At 67.5% G+C, this 20,626-nt stretch carries 13 protein-coding genes; 6 read left to right on the forward strand and 7 right to left on the reverse strand.

From position 1 onward, the window contains the following. Positions 1-46: 46 nt before the first annotated feature. Together EV672_RS09450 and apbC are read right to left on the reverse strand one after the other, a co-directional pair. Positions 47-2,668, reverse strand: a complete 2,622-nt coding sequence (locus tag EV672_RS09450; protein WP_133608592.1) for a PAS domain-containing sensor histidine kinase — start codon at positions 2,666-2,668, stop codon at positions 47-49. A gap of 57 nt (positions 2,669-2,725) precedes the next feature. Then, positions 2,726-3,856, reverse strand: coding sequence for an iron-sulfur cluster carrier protein ApbC (gene apbC / locus EV672_RS09455; protein ID WP_133608594.1), 1,131 nt, complete (start codon positions 3,854-3,856; stop codon positions 2,726-2,728). 190 nt (positions 3,857-4,046) lie between these two features. Between apbC and metG the strand changes: the two genes are divergently transcribed. Beyond that, positions 4,047-6,122 carry a methionine--tRNA ligase gene (gene metG, locus EV672_RS09460; protein WP_133608596.1) on the forward strand — a complete coding sequence of 692 codons (2,076 nt, stop codon included), beginning with the start codon at positions 4,047-4,049 and terminating at the stop codon, positions 6,120-6,122. A gap of 28 nt (positions 6,123-6,150) precedes the next feature. Here the strand turns inward: metG and EV672_RS09465 are convergent, their stop codons facing one another. After that, positions 6,151-7,854, reverse strand: coding sequence for a CYTH domain-containing protein (locus EV672_RS09465; RefSeq protein WP_166643518.1), 1,704 nt, complete (start codon positions 7,852-7,854; stop codon positions 6,151-6,153). 75 nt (positions 7,855-7,929) lie between these two features. Here EV672_RS09465 and EV672_RS09470 point away from each other — a divergent pair, with 75 nt between their 5' ends. The 5 genes from EV672_RS09470 to panC all read left to right on the forward strand — a co-directional run bounded on the left by EV672_RS09470 (position 7,930) and on the right by panC (position 11,933). Next, on the forward strand, positions 7,930-8,130 hold the full coding sequence (locus tag EV672_RS09470) for a DUF3460 family protein (RefSeq protein WP_133608600.1): 201 nt from the start codon (positions 7,930-7,932) through the stop codon (positions 8,128-8,130). 35 nt (positions 8,131-8,165) lie between these two features. Continuing rightward, complete coding sequence (locus tag EV672_RS09475) at positions 8,166-9,017, forward strand: segregation and condensation protein A (RefSeq protein ID WP_133608696.1); 852 nt, start codon at positions 8,166-8,168, stop codon at positions 9,015-9,017. A 153-nt stretch (positions 9,018-9,170) separates the two neighbouring features. Then, positions 9,171-10,046 (forward strand): lysine-specific demethylase, encoded by an 876-nt coding sequence (locus tag EV672_RS09480; protein ID WP_133608602.1) that lies wholly within the window; start codon positions 9,171-9,173, stop codon positions 10,044-10,046. A gap of 154 nt (positions 10,047-10,200) precedes the next feature. After that, positions 10,201-11,028 carry a 3-methyl-2-oxobutanoate hydroxymethyltransferase gene (gene panB, locus EV672_RS09485; protein ID WP_133608604.1) on the forward strand — a complete coding sequence of 276 codons (828 nt, stop codon included), beginning with the start codon at positions 10,201-10,203 and terminating at the stop codon, positions 11,026-11,028. Between the two features lie 29 nt (positions 11,029-11,057). Next, positions 11,058-11,933, forward strand: a complete 876-nt coding sequence (gene panC, locus EV672_RS09490) for a pantoate--beta-alanine ligase (protein ID WP_133608605.1) — start codon at positions 11,058-11,060, stop codon at positions 11,931-11,933. A gap of 15 nt (positions 11,934-11,948) precedes the next feature. Here the strand turns inward: panC and EV672_RS18825 are convergent, their stop codons facing one another. The 4 genes from EV672_RS18825 to EV672_RS09510 all read right to left on the reverse strand — a co-directional run bounded on the left by EV672_RS18825 (position 11,949) and on the right by EV672_RS09510 (position 20,418). Continuing rightward, positions 11,949-14,108, reverse strand: coding sequence for an ATP-dependent DNA helicase (locus tag EV672_RS18825; RefSeq protein ID WP_243738608.1), 2,160 nt, complete (start codon positions 14,106-14,108; stop codon positions 11,949-11,951). Positions 14,109-14,196: 88 nt separating this feature from the next. Further along, the gene (locus EV672_RS09500; RefSeq protein ID WP_243738609.1) at positions 14,197-16,695 is read right to left on the reverse strand and encodes a zinc-dependent metalloprotease; all 2,499 of its coding nucleotides are present in this window, start codon (positions 16,693-16,695) and stop codon (positions 14,197-14,199) included. 410 nt (positions 16,696-17,105) lie between these two features. After that, positions 17,106-19,259: a TRAP transporter large permease subunit gene (locus EV672_RS09505; protein WP_133608609.1), complete on the reverse strand. Its 2,154-nt coding sequence runs from the start codon at positions 19,257-19,259 to the stop codon at positions 17,106-17,108. 106 nt (positions 19,260-19,365) lie between these two features. Further along, positions 19,366-20,418, reverse strand: a complete 1,053-nt coding sequence (locus EV672_RS09510) for a putative solute-binding protein (protein WP_133608611.1) — start codon at positions 20,416-20,418, stop codon at positions 19,366-19,368. Positions 20,419-20,626: the final 208 nt, after the last annotated feature.

A 20,626-nucleotide genomic window follows, 5' to 3' on the forward strand; every position in this document is an offset into this window, starting at 1 on the left:
GCCGAATGGTGCAGTTTACTGCGAGTCGTTCACCAGCAAAACCCCCTCATTGGGGCCACAGCGTGATCTGGTGGCCCGCGGGTTCGCCGGTCATGGGCGCCACCGGGGGGGGCAGCAGGGTGATGCCAGGCGGGATCAGCTCGATGCGGGTGAGCACGTCGTCGCCATCTTGCTGGATGCTCAGCTTGGCGCTGCGGCGTGGCAACAGCGCGCGCACCAGGCCCAGCCCGGAGACGCCGCCGGGCACGCGGTCCAGGCTGAAACCTTCTGGCAAACGCCCCGGGCTGAGGATGTCGATGCGCACGCCTTGCTCGTTGGCCGCCATGACGCAGCGCAGCGCCTGCATGCCGACGCCGTGCTTGTGCGCGTTGGTCAGCAGCTCGTTGAGGCTGAGCGCGATGGGGATGGACTCGGCCTCGGGCAGCTGCCAGTCGCCGGCCAGGTTGCCTTCGACGGCCAGTTGGATGGCGCGCCCGAAGGTGCGCTGCACGGACAGGGAAATGGCCTCGACCACGGATTTCAATCGCAGCGGTCCGCCCGCGCCCACCTGCAGGCCATAGACCTGCGCGATGGCCTGCACCTGCCCAACCACTTCCGAAATCGCCGAGGCCACCTCGGGCTTGCGCGCGGCGATCTGCTGCAGCAGGCCGGCCACGCCCTGGAGGTTGTTCTTGATGCGGTGGTGCACCTCGCGCACCAGCATCTCGCGCTGGGCGATGGCGGCTTCCAGTCGCGCCTGTTCGGCCGCGCGTTGCTCGGTGATGTCGGAAGCCACCAGCAAGAGCTGGTCGGCCACCTCGCCCTCGGCGGCCAGCGGCAGGTAGTTGATGTCCCAGATCTGCAGGCCATTGCGGCCGGGCACGCTGTGCTCGCGGTGCAGGGGCTTGCCCTTGTCCAGGGCGCTTTGCATGTCGGCGCGCATCAGGCGGGCGCGGTCCGAAGGGTAAATGCCCTCGGGCGGCTGGCTCAGCGCCTTGAGCACGTCCGTGCCCAGGAAGGGAGCTGCGGCTTCGTTGGCTTGCAGCAGGGTGAGTTCGTGGGCGTCGATGAGCTGAATGCCCATGGGCGCCATCTTGATGATGCGCTGCAGCGTGGCTTGCGCTTCCGCGGAATCGGCCTCTGCCTGGCGGCGGCGGTCGATGTCCAGCAGGGCGTAGGTGGCCTGGCGCTGACCGAGCTCGTCCAGCGTGACCACGGCATTGCCCACCACCCAGAAGACGCGGCCGTCGCGGCCCATGACCTGGCACTCGAAGGTGTGGGACTGGCCGTCTTGCAGCTCGTCGAGGTAGTCGGTCAGGCGGAAGGGGTGGTCGAGGTCGGGCGTGGCGACGGTGCTCAGCGGCTGGCCCACGAAATCGGCCAGATCGCCGGCGAACATGCGGCGCGCGGAGCGGTTCATCCAGGCGATGCCGTGCACGTCGATGGTGACGATGCCGACGAAGACCGAATCGAGGATGGCGCGGGTGCGGTCGGCCTGCATCGTCAGGTTCCACTCGGCGCGGTGGCGGTCATCGACGTTCACGAAAGACGCGATGAAACCTTCCTCCGGGCGCAATGGGTTGACCAGGCGCATGGCGACTTCGGCCCACAGCGGCAGGCCGGTGCGGGTGATGCGCAGGGCCCGCTCGCCTTGCCAGTGGCCCAGGCTGCGCAGCACGCTGTTGACGTCGGCGTCGGTGTTGAGGTCCACCTCGCTGGCATACAGCGTGCTGAGGTCGCGACCGGTGAGGTCGGCGTCGGATTCGCCGATCAGGTCGGACAGGGCCGGGTTGGCGCTCTGGATGTGGCCGTCGCGCACGAAGGCGATGCCCACGCCCGACAGCGAGAACATCAGGTTGCGGTCGCGGCCCAGGGCGTCGAGCTCGACCTGCTGGGCACGGATGCGGGTGATGTCCGAGAGCACGGCGATGACTTCGAGCGGGTCCACCGAGGTGCCGATGCGGCGCACCGACAGGGCGTACCAGCGCGTGGCGTGGCCGGGCAGGACGATTTCCAGCTCGGTCTCGAACTGGCCGTGCCTTTGCACCTGCACTGCCGATTCGGTCACGGCGCGGTCGATGCGCGGGTCCATGGCGAGCAGCTCGGAGAGCTTCTGCCCGACCATGCTGCCCGACGACAAGCCCAGCATGCGCTCGAAGCGGCGGTTGCAGCGCACCAGCACGTCGTCGCGCAGGTAGGCGATGCCGGAGGGCGTGCTTTCCAGGATGGTGGACAACTCGTGCAGCAGCTGGGCCTGGTCGGGCACGGGCGCGGCGTCGGCGTCCGAGGTGATGCCGCGGGCGCCCAGGGCCGAAGGGGCGTCCAGGCTTTCGCGGATGGCACACAGGAAGCGGCGGGCCTGCTCCGGGTTGACCTGGGCGTGGGTCCAGATCTGGCTGCGCAGCGTGGCCGGTGCCTGGCCTGGGCGGGCTTGGGGCACCTGGCTTTGCAAGGGGCCGTCTTCCGGACCGAGGGCCAGCAGCGTCAGGGGCGCGTCCCAACTGCACAGGCGCTGCAGGGCCTGGGGGCAGTCCGACAGCCTGCTGCCGGCCGGTGTGGCATAGCCCAGCAAGGCGCTGAGGGCCGAGTTGCTGCGCAGGACGCGGCCGTGCTCGTTGAACTCGATCAGGGCCATGGGCACGAGGTCGAACCAGGCGTCGTCGGTGTGCAGCGGGGAAGTGGGGGCCATGGGGTTGCGAGGGCGGCAGGCGAGGACGGCAGATGGCGATGGCGGCGTGAAGGGGGCTCAGTCGGCCTGGGGCTTGGGCTGCACGGACACGCCCGGCATCTTGCCGCTGTGGTCCTTGGGCAGCAGTGCCAGGCCGGCGCCCAGCTTGCGCGCCATCTCGCGGTAGAGGCCCGCAACTTTGCTGTCGGGTGCCGCCACCAGCGTGGGGCGGCCGCTGTCGGCCTGTTCGCGGATGCCCAGGTCCAGCGGCATCGAGCCCAGCAGCGGCACGCCACACGCTTCAGCCAGGCGCTCGCCGCCATGCTGGCCGAAGATGTGAGCTTCGTGGCCGCAGTTCGGGCAGTGGTAGGTGGCCATGTTCTCGACGATGCCCAGCACGGGCACGCTGACCTTCTCGAACATCTGCAGGCCCTTCTTGGCGTCCAGCAGGGCGATGTCTTGCGGCGTGGTGACGATGATGGCAGCGGTGAGCGGTGCGCGCTGGCTGATGCTGAGGTGCACGTCGCCGGTGCCGGGCGGCAGGTCCACGATGAGGTAGTCGAGCGGCGCGCCGGGGGCGCCCCAGTTGCTCAGGCGCAGCATCTGGTCGAAGGCCTGGGTGGCCATCGGACCGCGCCAGATGGCGGGGGCCTCACCGTCGATCAGCAGGCCAATCGACATCATCTGCAGGCCGTGGTTGACCGGCGGGGTGATGGTCTTGCCATCCGGGCTGTCAGGCTTGCCGCTCACGCCCATCATCATCGGCTGGCTGGGGCCGTAGATGTCGGCGTCGAGCATGCCCACCGTGGCGCCTTCGGCCGCCAGGGCCAGGGCCAGGTTGACGGCGGTGGTGCTTTTGCCCACACCGCCTTTGCCGGAGGCCACGGCCACGATGTTTTTGGCGCCGGGCAGCAGGGCCTGGCCGCGCATGGCCTGGTGGGCCACGACCTGGGTGGACCAGTTCACCTCGACGCGCTCGATGCCGTCCAGGCCTTGCAGGGCGGCTTGCACCAGCGCGGTGTAGGCCGGCCATTGCGAGCGCGCGGGGTAGCCCAAGGCGATGTCCACCTGCGCCACGCCGTTGGCCACCGAGAGGTGCTTGAGCTGGCGGGTGGACACCCAGTCTTTGCCGGTGAGCGGGTCGAGGACCCCGCTGAGGGCGCTCTGGGCATGTTGGGCTGCGATGGAGGCGGGAGTGGCGGCGTTCATGCGGTACGGCGGGAGGTGGGGCGCATCGAAAGGTGCGCCTTGGATGTGCGTCTTTGTAACCGTTCAGTCTAGCCGGGAACGCCTCCGCGCACGACAGGGCCCGCCCCGATGCCCCCCAAAGGCGTGTGGCGCCGGCGCCGCCAGCCTAAAATCGCGGTTTGCCCTGCGGCCACCCCGGACTCCCCACACCATGCCCCGCCAGCTTTTCGTCACCACCGCGCTGCCTTACGCCAATGGCCACTTCCACATCGGCCACATCATGGAGTACATCCAGGCCGACATCTGGGTGCGGTTCCAGCGCATGCAGGGCCACCAGGTGCACTTCGTGGGCGCGGACGATGCCCATGGCGCGCCCATCATGATCGCGGCGCAGAAGGTGGGCAAGACGCCGCAGCAGTTCGTGGCCGACATCGCCGCGGGCCGCAAGCCCTACCTGGACGGCTTCCACATCAGCTTCGACCACTGGTCCAGCACCGACAGCCCCGAAAACCACGAACTGGCGCAGTCCATCTACCGCGCGCTCAAGGCCGAGGGCCTGATCACCGTGCGCCCGGTCGAGCAGATGTTCGACCCAGAGAAAGGCATGTTCCTCGCCGACCGCTTCGTGAAGGGCGAGTGCCCGAAGTGCGGCGCGAAAGACCAGTACGGCGATTCCTGCGAGGTCTGCGGCGCGGTCTATGCGCCCACGGAGCTGAAGAACCCGTACTCGGCGCTCAGCGGTGCCACGCCGGTGCTGAAGACCTCCGACCACCATTTCTTCAAGTTGTCCGACCCGCGTTGCTTCGAGTTTCTGGAAAGCTGGACGCAGGACGGCAAACTGAACGCGGGCGTGGCCAAGAAGATCAAGGAGTGGTTCACCAAGGACGAGAACGGCGAAGGCGGCTTGGGCGACTGGGACATCAGCCGCGACGCACCGTACTTCGGCATCGAGATCCCCGACGCACCGGGCAAGTATTTTTATGTGTGGCTGGACGCGCCCATCGGCTACCTGGCCTCGCTCAAAAGTTATTTCACCGCCGGCGGCCCGCTGCAGAAGTACGGCGAAGCGCGCAGCTTCGAGGACTTCATGGCCGACCCAGCCGTGGAGCAGGTGCACTTCATCGGCAAGGACATCACCTACTTCCACACCCTGTTCTGGCCCGCGATGCTGAAGTTCAGTGGCCGCAAGCTGCCAACCCAAGTCAACGTGCACGGCTTCATGACCGTCAACAACGGCGAGAAGATGTCCAAGAGCCGCGGCACCGGCCTGGACCCGCTGAAGTACCTGAGCATCGGCATGAACCCCGAATGGCTGCGCTACTACATCGCGGCCAAGCTCAACGCCAACGTGGAAGACGTGGACTTCAACCGCGACGACTTCACCGCCCGCGTCAACAGCGACCTGGTGGGCAAGTACATCAACATCGCCAGCCGCGCCGCGGGCTTCATCGCCAAGCGCTTTGGCGGCCAGTTGACCGCCACCCTGGGCGAAGATGGCCGCACCTTGCTGAGCACACTGCAGGCCGGCCGCACCGGCATCACCGAGCTGTACGAGGCGCGCGAACTGGGCAAGGTGCTGCGCGAGATCATGCTGCTGGCCGACCGCGTCAACGAGTATGTCGATGCCAACAAGCCCTGGGAGCTGGCCAAGCTCGAAGGCCAGGACGCCCGCCTGCAGGAGGTCTGCACCGTCGGCATCGAGGCCTTCCGCCTGTTGAGCATCTACCTCAAGCCCGTGTTGCCGGCCTTGGTGGCCCACGTCGAGGCCTTCCTGCAGACCGCGCCATTGACCTTCGCCGATGCCGATGTGCTGCTGGGCGCCCACACCATCGGCAGCTACCAGCACCTGATGCAGCGCGTGGACCCGAAGATGCTGGACGCGCTGTTCGAGGCGCCGCCTGCGCCGGTCGTCGAAGCCCCCAAGCCCGGTGGCGAGGACATCGCTCCCACCATCACCATCGACGATTTCACCAAGATCGATCTGCGCGTGGCCAAGATCGTCAACGCCGAGCATGTGGAAGGCAGCACCAAGCTGTTGCGCCTGACGCTGGACGTGGGCGAGGGGCGCACGCGCAACGTGTTCAGCGGCATCAAAGAGGCCTACCAGCCCGAAGACCTGATCGGCAAGCACACCGTCATGGTGGCCAACCTGGCGCCGCGCAAGATGAAGTTCGGCGTCAGCGAGGGCATGGTGCTGGCCGCCTCGCACGCCGATGAGAAGGGCACGCCCGGCATCTACGTGCTGGAGCCGCTGGCCGGCGCCCAGCCAGGCATGCGCATCCGCTGAGATTGCGCGGGCCTGGGTGTGTTTCAGCTCACCACGGCGCGCTGTGTGTGAGCCAGCGGCGCAGTGCGCGCTGCGCTTGCTTGCGCAAGGGCTTGCACCGTCCCTGCAGCCAGGTGCAGGCCGCTTGCGCGCGGATGTCCTGCGCGAGCACAGCCCGGTAGCGTGCCAGGGCCACGGTTTCGTCTTGCAGCGCCCCGAGGGCGTCCAGGGCTTTGGCGAGGGCATGGGCGTGGCGCGCCCTGGCCTCGTGCGCATGCTTGCCCTCGGCCTGTGGCCACAGCGGGGCGAACAGGTCGAGCACGTCGCGCAACTGGCGTGCACGCCGGCGCAGACGGTGGGCGCGGCGCGGCCCGAGGTCGTCGAAGCGGCGGGCCGTGCGTGCGCAGTGGGCATGCCAGCGGCGCAATCCGTCGGACAGCCAGGCGTGTGCGCTGAGTGGCGCGGCTTCAGGCCCCTGGGCCACCTTGGCCACATCGGTCACCTCGGTCACCTCGGTCACCTCGGTCAGGTCCCCCCCTCCGGCCAGCAAGGCCGTCAGCACCTGCAGGCACAGCTCGGTGGCTTGTGTGCTCCGCGCCGCTGCCACCGGCGATGCGGACAGGTCGGCGGGCGCAGGCGGGGTGGGCACCGGCAGCGCGGGCAGGCCCAGTTGCTGCAGCTTGCGCGGGATCCAGGCCAGCGCGTCCTGGTCGCGCCAATGGCCGAGCTGCCGCGCCAGCACGGCGGCATGCGCGCAGGCGGCTTGCAGCGACAGGTGCGCCACAGGCGAGAGGTTCAGCGGCGCACCGTGGGCCTGGGTGTCCGCCACGAAGCGGCCCAGCGCGCGCAGGCGGCGCAGGCCTCGGCGCCACTGGTAAGCCACCGGCGCCGCTGCGGCCAGGTCACCCTCGGGCAGGCCGGCCAGCTCGCTGATGTGCGCGGTGATGTGGGCCAGGCAGGCTTCCACGCCGGTGCGCCAGGCGGCTTCGGCACTGAGAGAGGCCAGGCCAGTGGCCGGCAGGCGGGCAGGGCGGGGCGAGAAGGACTCGGGCAGCGCGGCGCGGGCATCGCCATCGACGGCCCAGCGCGCCAGGCGGTCGCCGCGGTGGGCCTTGGTCTGGGTGTCCAACCAGAGGCCGAAGCGCTGCACCCAGTCGCGCCCCGCGTCGATGACGGCCTGCGGGTGGCCGCTGATCAGCTCGATTTCCAGTTCGCGCACCGGCACGCTGCGTTGGTCAGCGCCGGTGCCAGCCAGGATGGCGCCCTCGTCCAGGGCCAGTTCGACCACGCCCTCGTGCAGGGTGCCGATGCCGACCGCCAGTTGCACGCGGGTGCGGCGCATGTCGGTGGCATAGAGCTGCACCAGGCCGCACTGCGCGCCGTCCGCATCCTGCTCGGGCTGCCAGGCCAGGGACAGTCGCAAGGCGGCCTCGGCCGGGCCTCCCGCATGCAGGCTCAGGCGGGGCGACAGGGGCTGGCCTGCAGGTGGTGGCTGGGTCGCCCGGTTGTCTTCCACGCGGACCATGGTGTGGCTGCCCGCGGCCTTGAGCGTCTGCACCCATTCGTCGCCCTCGCGGCGCACGCGCAGGGCCGAGCGCGCCTGCGCCAGGCGGCGGTCGGGCGTGTCGAAGTAGGCCGCCTGCAGGATCAGCGGGGGTGGCAAGGCCTGGTCGGGCGCCAGCCTTGCCAGCTCGGCGCGCACGGTTTCCAGCGCTTCGGCCGGGATCTGGAATTTCAGCTCGATTTCTTGCATGGGCGACATTCTCCCGCGTGGCGGCGCGTGCCGGCTAAAATGGCGGGTTGACTCTTCCTTGACCCTGGACGCACCATGCCGCTCTTCTGGAAACCGTACAAGTCCGACGCGACGCAGTTCATCGACAGCCTCAAGCAGCGTGACCCCCAGCTGGAAGCCCGCCAGCGCGAAGGTCGCTCCCTGCTGTGGGACCGCGCGCAAGACCGCGCCGCCCAGCAGGAATTCAGCGAAGCCCGCGTGCCCCAGAAGCCCTACGTCTATCAGACCAAGGGCTGAGTCCTGCCCGAGGCTGCGCGGTGAACCCCGAGGTGCTGAGCGACGGTGATGCCGCGCTGCAGGCGCTGGCCGTCGCGGGTGCGCCCGCGTTGCCCCAGGTCGTGGACCACGTGGCGGTGGCGCGGCTCTACGGTGAGCCGCTGTTCAACCTGCCCACCGACCTCTACATCCCGCCGGACGCGCTGGAGGTCTTCCTGGAGGCCTTCCAGGGCCCGCTCGACTTGCTGCTCTACCTGATCCGCAAGCAGAACTTCAACATCCTCGACATCCCGCTGGCCGACCTCACGCGCCAGTACCTGGCCTACGTCGATCAGATCCGCAAAAGCAACCTGGAGCTGGCCTCCGAGTACCTGCTGATGGCGGCCATGCTCATCGAGATCAAATCTCGCATGCTGCTGCCGCCCAAGAAGACGGACGATGGCGCCGAGCCCGAAGACCCGCGCGCCGAGCTGGTGCGCCGCCTCATCGAGTACGAGCAGATGAAGCTGGCCGCGGCCGGCCTGGACCGCCTGCCCTTGCTGGGCCGCGACTTCCTGCGCGTCGAGGCCCACAGCGACCCGTCCATCGTCGTGCATCACCCCGAGGTCACGGTGGCCGACTTGCGCGAAGCCTGGATGGACATCCTGCAGCGCGCCCGCCTGCACACCCACCACACCATCAGCCGCGAAGAGCTCTCGGTGCGCGAGCACATGGGCATCGTCCTGCGCGCCTTGCAGGGTCAGCGCTTCGTCGAGTTCGAAGGCCTGTTCGACGTGACCCGCGGCTCGCAGGTGCTGGTCGTGACCTTCATCGCCATGCTCGAATTGGCCCGAGAGCGGCTCATCGAGATCACCCAGGCCGAGGCCTTCGCGCCGATCTACGTGCGCCTGGCATATCACCCCGCTTGAGCAGTCACGCAGGCGCATGACCATTTAAGGTTGTGTTTGCTGTGTGTTGAGCACGGTTTGATGCTGTTTTCTGGGCTTCAAATAAACATAAAGGTTTAGTATCTGTCTCGAAGCGTCGGCCAGTCTCCACGGCACGCGCCCTGGAGCAAGCAGATGTTGAAGTGTTTTGAAGATGGCGATCATTTTGAGCTGCAAGACAAGCTCGCGTTCAAGCTGAAGCACCAGTTCCAGGGGCACCCCACGCTGTCTCTGGACAACCTCTGCCGCTTCATCCCTTCATTGCCCAAGGCCCACGTCCACTACTCCAAGGGGTTGCTGCAGACGGGTGACGACTTCGACTCGGCCCCTGTGGACCATCCCAACGGTTTGTCGATCACGCAGACGATCGAGAACATGCGCACGGTGGATTCCTACATCATGGTGCGCCAGCCCGAGGTGGACCCGTCCTTCGCGGATTTCCAGCGGGACCTGGTCAACGACCTCCAGGTGCTGGTCCAGCGTCGGGGCTGGGGCAACCGGATCGTCAACCCCAAGCTCTACCTGTTCGTGTCGTCGCCCAACAGCGTCACGCCTTTCCACATCGACCGCTTCTCCAACTTCCTGATGCAAGTCAGCGGCAGCAAGACCGTCACGGTGTTCCCGCCCTGGGACGAGCGCGTGGTCGCGCCGCACGAGGCCGAGCGCCGCATGGCCGACGAAAAAGGCCCCGCCTGGAAGCCGGGCAGCCAGACACTTGGCACACCGTTCCAGCTCGAAGCGGGCGATGCCTTGCACATCCCCTTCGTTGCGGGCCACCATGTCAAGAACGGGCCGCAGGATGTGTCGGTTTCGCTGTCGGTGTTCTTCAACCACCGCGAGACGGCGCACCGCGTGCGCGCGCTGCTGTTCAACCATGCGATGAGGCCTGGGATGGCCAAGGTCGGCTTGGCGCCACGCCCGGTTGGCAAGAGCGCGATGCACGACCAGCTCAAGTCGCACACCTACCGCGCCGCCTCTTGGATGTTGCGCGGGCTGAACAAGGCCGATTGATGACGGGGTGATCTGCAGGGCGAGGTGACGGGGCCTGTGCCTGTTGGCGCGGGACACCCTAGAATCAGCGCGACTTCTGGCGGCTTCTGATCCTCCCCGGCACGGTGCCTGGGCTCGGGATGCGCAAGCGCCAAGCTGAGGACCCTGATCACCCATGACCGCCGCCACCGCACCCGCTGCCCGCAAATCCATCACCCTGCACCGCCTGCGCGAAATGCACGCCCAGCGCGAGAAAATCGCCATGGTGACGGCCTACGACGCCACCTTCGCCCGCCTGGTCGATGACGCCGGCGTGGACAGCATCCTCGTGGGCGATTCACTCGGCATGATCGTGCAGGGCCAAAGCAGCACGGTGCCCGTCACCCTGGACGAGATGGTTTATCACACCCGCTGCGTGGTGCGTGGCAACCGCACGGCCTGGGTCGTGGGCGACCTGCCCTTTGGCAGCTACCAGGAAGGCCGCGAGCAGGCCCTGCGCAGCAGCGTGGCCCTGATGCGGGCCGGTGCCCACATGGTCAAGCTCGAAGGCGGCGGCTGGACGGCCGAGACCGTGCACTTCCTGACCGAGCGCGGCATCCCCGTGTGCGCCCACCTGGGCCTGACCCCGCAGAGCGTGCACGCGCTGGGCGGCTACCGCATCCAGGGCCGCGACGCCGCCGGTGCCGACACCCTGCGCAAGCACGCCCGCGAGCTGGCCGAAGCCGGTGCCGCCATGATGGTGCTGGAGCTCATGCCCTCGGCCGTGGCCACGCAGGTGCAGGCCGACAACCCCGGCATGATGACGATCGGCATTGGCGCGGGCGCGGCCACGGCCGGCCAGGTGCTGGTGCTGCACGACATGCTCAACTTCACCCGCGGCAAACTGCCCCGCTTCGTGCGCAACTTCACCGCGGAAGGCGGCTCGGCCGAAGACGCCGTGCGCCGCTATGTGGCCGCCGTCAAGGACGGCAGCTTCCCTGACGAAGCGCTGCACGGCTACTGAACGCGCCGAATGAACGCGCCGAGATCACCATGAAAACCATCCACACCCTCGCCGAGCTGCGCGCCGAGCTGGCCCAGGCCCCATCGCGTCCGGCCTTCGTGCCCACCATGGGCAACCTCCACGAAGGTCACCTGACCCTGATCCGCCAGGCCCGCGCGCTGGTGGCCGGCAGTGGCAGCCCAGTGGTGACCAGCATCTTCGTCAACCGATTGCAGTTCGGGCCCCACGAAGATTTCGACCGTTACCCGCGCACCCTGACGCGCGACGCCGAGCTGCTGGCCGGCGCGGGCTGCGACATCCTCTTTGCGCCCGATGAAGCCGAGCTCTACCCCGAGCCGCAGGGCTACAAGGTGCAGCCACCCGACGAGTTGGCCAACCTGCTCGAAGGCGCCTTCCGCCCGGGCTTCTTCACGGGCGTCTGCACCGTGGTGCACAAGCTCTTCAACATCGTGCAGCCGCGCGTGGCCGTCTTCGGCAAGAAGGACTACCAGCAGCTCATGGTGATCCGCCGCATGGTGGCGCAGATGGCTTTGCCCATCGAGATCGTCGGGGGTGAGACCTCGCGTTCCGAGGCGGGCCTGGCCCTGTCCTCGCGCAACGGCTACCTGAGCGATGCCGAACGCGAGGAAGCGCTGACCCTGATCCGCCTGCTGCGTGGCATCCAGACCCAGGCGCGTGCAGCCCAGGTCCTGACGCCGGCCTTGCTGCAGCAGTGGGAGGACGCCGCCATGGCCGAGCTGCGCCAGCGCGGCTGGGCGCCGGACTACGTCATGGTGCGCCGCCAGAAAGACCTGCACCCGGCCACGCCCGAAGAGCTGGCCGCGGGCCTGAGTGCCACGCCGCTGGTCACGCTGGTGGCCGCGAAGATCGGCAACACGCGCCTGATCGACAACCTGGAAGTGTGAGCCGGCGCGCCGGCGTCAGAGCGTGGCCAGGAAGGCCACGACCTCGTCTTGCGAACGCGTGCGCTTCATGGGCGGCAGGCTCTGCCAGATGCGGCGGCCATAAGGCTTGTCGATCAGGCGGGTGTCGCAGATCATGAGCACGCCATGGTCGGTCTCCGAGCGGATGAGTCGGCCCGCGCCCTGCTTGAGCGCGATGATGGCCTGCGGCACCTGGTGCTGCATGAACGGATTGCCGCCGGACTGGCCCAGCAGCTCCAGGCGCTTGGCCAGCACCGGGTCATCGGGCGGCGCGAAGGGCAGCTTGTCGATGACGACCAGCGTGAGCGCATCGCCCTTGACGTCGATGCCTTCCCAGAAGCTGTGGCTGCCCACCAGCACGGCGTTGCCGGCGCGGCGGAAGTCGTCGAGCAGGGTGGGGCGGGGCGCATCGCCTTGCTGCAGCACGGGGAAGGGGTCTCCGGCTTCCTGGAAGATTTGCTTGAGGCGGTCGGCCGCGCGGGCCACGGCGCGCAGGCTGGTGCACAGCACGAAGGTGCGCCCGCGGTTGGCTCGGATCAGGGGCAGGGCGGCATCGACCACGGCCTCGGTGTGGCCGGCGTCCGAGGGCAGGGGCAGGCCCTGCGGCACGTACAGCATGGCCTGGGCCGGGTAGTCGTAAGGGCTGGACCAGGCTGCGCATTCGGCATCTTCCAGGCCCAGGGCCTCGGTGAAGTGGCTGAAGTCGTTCTTGACGGCCAGCGTGGCCGAGGTGAACACCCAGGCACGGCGCGGTGGCGGGGCGATGTCGGTGTCCTCGTCGGCATCGGTGTTGTTTGTCGCGGAGGCATGTCCGGCGTGCGCGGCACCGTCGCCACCGGCCATGAGCGCCTGGAGGTCATCGCTGCCATCGTCTGCCGAATCGCCATCGTCGGTGGCGGCGAAGGCCTGCACCATTTCGGCTTCGTGGGTGGCGTCTTCGACCGTGGTGTGGGCGTTGGTTTGCGCACCCAAGCCCAGCCGTTGCCGGCGGAACACATCGGCCACGGAGATCGGCGTGCGGTGCAACTGAACCCCGTGGCTGCCGACGTCCACCCAGCACAGCTCAGGCTCATGGGCCCGCTCGGGCGCGCCCCAGGCGGCCAGGCGCTGTATGAGCTGCTCGGTGCGGCGCAGCAGGTTGGCGAGGTCGGGCCCGCGTTCGGACTGGTGGTCCAGCACCTCGCGCAGGGTGTACAGGGCTTCTTGCAGTTGGTCCACCGTGGGGCGCAGCAGGTGGCCTTCGCCCAGTTGGGGCAGGGCTGTGCGCTGCGTTTGCGGTCCGAAGCACAGGCGCAGGTCGCGGGCGGCGCGCTCGACCGGCGCCAGCAGCTCGTTCCACTGCGCAGCGTCGCGGGCCTGGGCCTGACCAATGGCGAGCGTGTCGCGCACGAGGTCCAGCACCTGGGCGGTGGACACCGACTCCCCGAAGAACAGCGTGGCCGTGTCGGGCAGCTGGTGGGCTTCGTCGAAAACGATGGTCTGGGCGTTGGGCAACAGCTCGGGCACGCCTTCTTCGCGCAGCATCAGGTCGGCGAAGAACAGGTGGTGGTTGACCACGACGACATCGGCGTCTTGCGCTTCGCGGCGGGCCTTGACGACGAAACAGTCGGCGAAGCGCGGACAGTCGCTGCCCAGGCAGTTCTCGCGGGTGGACGTCACGCGCGCCCAGATGGCGGCGTGTTCGGGCACGGTGGGGCACTCGGCCTTGTCGCCGGTGACGCTCAAGGGGGCGAACCGGTTGATGAGGCTGAGGTCGCGCACCTCTTGCTTGCTGCCCAGCAGGGTGGCGTCCTGGTTGGTGCGGTCGAGGTGGTGCCAGCACAGGTAGTTGCTGCGGCCTTTGAGCAGCGCGACCTTGACGGGCACGCCCAGGGCGTCGCGCACGGCGGGCAGGTCGCGGTGGAAGAGCTGGTCTTGCAGGGCCTTGGTGCCTGTGGACACGATGACCTTGCCGCCCTCGATCAGCGCGGGCACGAGGTAGGCAGCGGTCTTGCCCACGCCGGTGCCGGCTTCCAGCACCACGGTGCGGGCATCGCGGATGGCCGCCTGCACGGCCTGCGCCATCTCGATTTGCTCGCGGCGTTCGCAGTAGCCATCGAAGGCGCGGGCCAGCGGGCCGGCGGCAGAGAACAGTTCGTTCAGAGGGTTCGGGTCCATGGGGCCGTGCGGCTTCACTCAAGCCCCGCATTGTGGGGCCTGATGGCGCCGCTCAGCTTCGCCCCAATGGGGGGATGATGGTGCGGCTTCAGCCCCCGCCACGGACCACGCTGGCGCGCAAGGCCGATTGCAGCGTCTCCAGGCAGGCCTTCAGGTGCGCCTTGGTGGTGGCATCGGTCGCGCGGCTGCTGGCCGAGCTCAACCAGCGCTGCAGTTGCTGGGCTTGCTGCCACACCAGGGCACGCACATCGGCGCGGTTGCTGGTGGGGCGCAACCACATGGCCGCCAGCCGGGTGACGTGTTCGCGTTGCAGGTTGCGCAGGCGCTCGGCGGCTTGTGCGTCGCTGCCAGCCTGGGCCAAAGGCGAGGCCCTCCAGATGGCCGCCATCAGCCGTGCGTGCACTTCTTGCGGCAGCAGTGGGCGAGGCTCGCGGTCGGAGGTTTTGTCGCGGTTGTCCAGCAGCCGCTCGGCCAGGCCCTCGCTCATCAGCGGGGCCAGCACGCCGCGTTGCAGGCTGAGCTGCAGTTCGGCCACGGACGCGTCCAGGCGACCCAGGCTGACGGCGTCTTGCAGCGCCATGAAATCTGGCGCCAGGCGACGCTGCAGTCCAGGTGGCAGGCGCAGGGCCTGCGGGGCCAGGTAGTGGTCGATCAGCCGGCCCAGGGCCTCGCGTTGCACAGCGGCGGGCAAGGGGTCGATGGCATCGCGGCGGCTGCCCGGGGCATCGCGGCGCGTCACCACACCGCCGACCTGGCGCATCAGTACCTGGCCGACGCGCGCCAGTTCTCGCAGGCCATGTCCCACGGCACGGCGCGGCAGGTTGGCGTCGTCGCGCGGGGCGGGCACGCGGCGGTCCAGGCGCTGGAAGAGGTCTTGCACGATGGCGATGCGGCGGTCTGCGAAGGCCACGGGGTCACGGCCCAGGTCGAAGGTCAGCGCTTGCGGGTCCACGCCCAGCAGGTTGTCTTCGTCGGTGCCATAGGCCAGGGCCTCGGCCTCTTGGGGAGCGGCGCTGCGTTCGGCAATGGCCAGCAAGGCCTGCTCGGCCTGCGGCGCTTCGGCGGGCAGGGCGCTGTAGCCATAGGCGATGGCCCAGAAGTCGTAAGGGCCCAGGGTCGTCTGGAACGGAGCGCCGCCCTGTTCGATGGATTTGCCGGGCGCAGGCAGGTTCATGGGCGCGTAGTCCATCACCGAGGCGCTGTTGCCGTGGGCGCGGGTCAGCACCGGGTCGTCCAGCTCGGCGGCGCTGCGCCAGCGCGAGGCGCGGAAGTTGTGGCGCAGGCCCAGCGTGTGGCCGACCTCGTGCATGGTGGTGTCTTTCAGATAGGCCAGCACGAAGGCGCGCACCTCGGGGCTGTCGGGGTCCAGCGCGCCTTGTGCGGCCAGCATGTCCAGACCCAAGGTGAGCTGCTCGGCGGCCGTGTAGGCATGCATGCAGAAGTCGTCTGCAGGATGTGCGTGTGTGACCGTGGGTGTCGCGTCTGCTGCACCGTTCAGTGGCAGCGACGAGCTTGACAGGTACTGGCTGCGCACCGCCCGGACGGCGCGTGACGACAGGCTTTCGAGCGCGATGTGGGCGTCGAGGATTTCGCCCGAGCGCGGGTCCACATGGCTGGGTCCGATGGCGCCAAAGGCCGGCTGCGCGTTCGTCATCCAGCGGATGGAGGCGTGGCCCGTTTGCAGGGTGTCGAAGGGTGTGTCGGTGGGCGGCGTGCGCACCTCGATGGCGTTGTGAAAACCAATGGCTTCGAAGGCCTGGTTCCACGCCAGCACGCCCTCGGTGATGGTCGCGCGGTAGGCATCGGGCAGGGTGGGGTCCAGCCAGAAAACGATGGGCTGCACCGGTTCGGACAGCGGCGCGCTGGGGTCTTTCTTCTCCAGTCGCCATCGGTTGATGAACTGCTGGCGCGGTGTGCGGGCCAGGTCGTCGGTGAAGTCGGCCACAGTGCTGGTGAAGTAGCCCACGCGCTGATCGGCCTTGCGGCGCGGCATGGGCTGCTCAGGCAGCGGTGTCAAGGTGTAGTGCACCTGCACGAAGAGGCTGCGCGGGTCGGGCACCGCGGCGGGCACCGTGGACACGGGCGTGCCGGGCGGGGCACCGGGTGTGGGCACCGCGATGCTCGCCGTGGCGAAATGCTGGGTCACTTCGAACACCGCGGCCTGCTCGCTGCTGCGCGTCTGGCTGATGCTGGACTGCCTGGGGTCGAAGCCGTAGCTCTGCCGGTAGTTGCGCTGCAGGTGCAAGGCCAGCCCCAACACATCGCTGAGCCACAACGCCGAGGCGTCGATGAGCACCGCACCGGTCTTGGCATCGGGCGCGCTGGCCAACGGCACCGCCGCCAGCAAGCTGGGCGAGAACGCCGCCTGCACGGCCTTGGCCTGGGGCGTGCCACGGGCCGCGGTGTAGGCCGAGTTGACCGCCACCAACTGCACCTGTTGCTGCACCTTGCGGAACTCCACCCACTGCGGTCTGCCGACCTGGGCGTAGCGGCTTTGCATCAGGCCGCCCAGCACCCCTGCCTCGCCGATGCCTGTGGCCAGTTTGGGCGACAGGAACAGCGGTTTACCCAATACCTGTGGCGACAACTCGATCCAGAGCTTGTCTTGACGCTTCCAGATTGGCAGTAAACCTGCCTGTCGCTCTGCGCCCTTGATGACGATCTCGAAGGGTGGGGCCTGCCCTGCCTGTCCTGCTCCTGCTGGCGTGCTGGCGGCTGTGGTTGTGGTTGTGGTTGTGGTTGTGGCGTTTGGCGGTGGCAGGCTGCTGCACGCCTGAAGGGCCAAGGTGCAACCCCAGGCCAAGGTCGTCGTGCAGGTGCGGCGTGCGGCGCGTTCACGCCAGCGCAGGAAGGAAAACGGGCTCATGCCATGGAACATACCATCGCGGCCCAGCGCGCAGAGGGCGGCATGCCCATGAAAAAACCCGGCTGACACGTGGTGCATCAGCCGGGCTGTTGCGGCAGAGGCCAGCCCCGGTTCGGGGCCGCCCTGCGGCGTCACTGCGGAGGTTTGGGGAACCAGTCCGCGATGGCCTTGAGCTCGGGGAAGTCGTGCACCGCGAGCGGTGCGTACGACACCACCGCCAGGCCGATGGTCATCACCACCAGCGGCAGAACCCAGCGCTCGTAGCGACGGTAGAAGCCCAGGTGCTTGACCTCGCTGTCTGCCAGCGTCACTTCCTCCTCGCCAATGACCTGGCGGGTCAGCAACTGGTTGATGGCCACAGGGGGCAGCAGGTAGCCCAGCTCGAAGGCCACCAGCACCATCATCCAGAAGTGCAGCGGGTCGATGTTGTTGGCATAGGCGATCGGGGCCAGCGTGCCCGACACCAGCACCACGGCGCCGAACGGGTCCATGATCATGCCCAGCAGCACCTTGGTCACGACCAGGAAGGTCATGGCGGTCCAGTGGTTCTCGAAGACCTTGGGGAAGAAGCCCATGAGTTCGGAGCGCTCGATCACGCCGCCCATGGCCAGAGACAGCGTCATCAGGCTCAACAGGGCGCCAATGTGGCCGATGGTCTCGTTGGTCGCGTAACGGATCGATTTCTCCACGCCGTCCTGACGGTGGCTGGCGTAGTCCGGCGTCAGTTCGGCCTTGCCCTTGTTGGTCATCTTGTCATAGACGAGGATGATCAGCAGGATGACCGGCATGATGGTCGGTGCGGTGATCTCGTTGAGCTTGGTTTCCAGCAAGAACTCGTACAACCACACCACCACGGCCACCACGATCAGGTAGGGGATGGTCGGCACGATCTGTCGCAGCATGGCCGGGATGGCCACGCTCGGCGACTCGATGTTGGCCTTCTGGGTGCGCAGCATCTGCGAAGCCAGGAAGAACAGCGTCGAGGTCAGCAGGAAGACGTAGAAGCCCCAGTGGTACAGGCCGGAGGTGGTCACCTGCTTGTTCAGCGCGGCGATCAGCACCACCAGCAGGCAGGGGCGCAACACCACGCCCAGCGAGCCGGACATGGCGGTGGCGGCCAGGGCGAACTGGCGTGAGCCACCCGAGGCGCGCACCTCGTGGTAAATGATGCCGCCAGCGGCGATCACGAACACGCCCGAAGCGCCGGTGTAGGCCGTGGCCCAGGCCGCTGCGATCAGGATGATGTAGGTGAGCATCTGGGGCGACAGGCTCCAGGGGCGCAGGATGTTCATGAACAGGTCCACGATGCGGCTCTGCTTGAGCAGCATGCCCGACCAGATGAACAGGCCCAGGTTCATGAAGATGCTGGGCAGCTCCATCAGCTGGTTGATGTAAATCGCCAAGCCGGCGTCGTGGCCCTTGATCAGGAAGTACACACCGGCCACGGTGGCCATCTGGGCATACAGCGGGATCGACAGGAAGGCGCCCGTCCAGTCGCCCTCACCGAAGGTGGACTTCACCGGCACGATCACACGCTTGAGGTTGATCAGCAGCAGGATGGCAAACAGCGCCATCCAGATGTAGTGCAGCACGGGGTGCTCCACCGGCACGCCGGAGCCATTGAGGATCTGGTAGTAGCGCACCGTCGAGTACAGCAGCAGACTGGACGACACCACCTGAGAGGCCGACTGCAGCAGGTAATCCTTGGTGTAGTGGCCGGGGCGGATGCCGATGTGGTGGAAGCCCAGCGTGGTGGTCACGGCAGCGATGGCCACCATCAGCAGCAGGATCAGCGAACGGTTGTCCGTGCCGATCTGGAACAGGCCGAAGAAGCTGGTTTCCAGCGTGCGGTAGGCCTTGACCTGCGGTGTCTGGTGCTGCAAGACCTTCTCGTACAAGTCGTGTTTGAACTTGCAGATCTGCTGCGCCTGCTCGACGGCCTTGCGCACCACGGCCGGGTCACCGGCCTTCTGGTCGCCGAAGAGGTCGTCGATGTCGTCGCCGTCGGTCTTGGCCGGTACGGCCGCCGACTGCTTCGCCACCTCGGCGTCGATGTCGATGTTGGGATTGCACTCGGGCTTGGACGGCTCGGCACGCAGCATGAAGTACTGCACTTGGGCCGGCGGGTCACCGAACATGGACTCACCCAGCTTGAGCAGCTGGCCGTGGACCATTTCACCGGTGCCGATGATCAGGGTCAGCAGCAGCAGGGCGAAGACGGGGAGACTGGAGAACCATTCGGAGAAGGTCCGGCCCAGGATCTGGCGGGAGGGAGGGGTGTTCATGGGGCGTCAGGGAACAGGATGCCTGGGCAGGCAAGCCTTCAGGAGAGGGGGCCTTGGGGTGGCCGAGCAGGAGGGCGGCGAACCGCACCCCTGCGGCGTCAAGAGATCACTTCCAGTCTTCTTCCGACTTGGTCGCGCATTCCGGGTCGCCCGGGTTCACGCTGCAGCGGATCTTCTTGATGACCTTCAGGCCACGCTTGTCGTACATGCCCTTCTGGGCGATGTCGATGCGCGATTCGCGCAGCATCAGCGTGTACTTGTAGGAGTTCTCCGGTGTCAGATCCATCCAGGTGCCAGGCGGAACGCTGGCGTCGGCCTGGCGGATCAGTTGCATCGCGCGGTCGAACTGGCTGAGCCAGTACTGGCGCGAATGCTCGCCAAAACCATCGGGGAACTTGGTCTTGTTGAGGATGACCTGGTAGGTCAGGATCAGGATGGGGAAGCGTGCGATCGCGCCGTTCTTGCCGATGCCCTTGTACAACTCCAGCGGCTTGTAGGCCATGGTCGGCGCAGCGATCATGTCCACCGTGCCATTGTTGAACTTGGTGGAGAAGTTGGTGATGTCGGCCGACACCGGCTGCGCGCCGATGCGCTGGATCATCACGGCCTGGGCCTTGTCGTAGTCGAACGAGGCGATGCGCTTGCCGGCCAGGGCTTCGACGGTGTTGATCTTGCGGTCATTGACCACGGGGTAGGCCGCGCCCAGGGGGATGATGCCGCCGACTTCGTAGTTGCCTTCGACCATCAGCTTGGCGGCCTGCGGGGCGGTGTAGGTCTGGATGACCTTGCGCACGACTTCGTAGCTGTCGGCGATGTCGATCTTGCCGTCCTTGACGATGGTGGTGGCGCCCAGGGTGTCGATGGAGCCGGCCACGGCGTTGAACTGGCGGGTGCGGAAGGCGGTGGCGATCAGGCCGTCGCACTGGCCGGTGCGGAAGTCTTCCGAGGCAACGCGTTCGTCGGTGTAGCCCTTGAGCTCGACGGCGGCACCGTGCTTCTGCATGGCGACCACGTAGTCTTTGGCCATGTTGAACAGGTCGCCGGACGTGCCCAGCAAGTCATACACGCACACCTTTTGGCCTGCCTGCGCCGTGGCAGCAAGTCCCATCGAAATCAGCACAGCGGTGCCGATCTTGCCCATCGTATTGACCAACTTCATGAAGTCTCCTCGGTGCAAAAAACACAAGGGCCTTGACGTGCAAGAGCCCTCGGCAGTGCCAACTGGTGTGGCGGTTCTCATGACCGCCAAAGCGGTCTGGAACTTCTTGTTGTAACTATATCTGGATACGTGTGTCCTCAGGTAAACCCTCTACCACACAAGCGGGGGAAGGGAATTCCCGAATCTGGATGGCGGGGATGTCTGATGA

Source organism: Aquabacterium commune, from assembly GCF_004362855.1.
Taxonomy (GTDB): Bacteria; Pseudomonadota; Gammaproteobacteria; order Burkholderiales; family Burkholderiaceae_C; genus Aquabacterium; species Aquabacterium commune.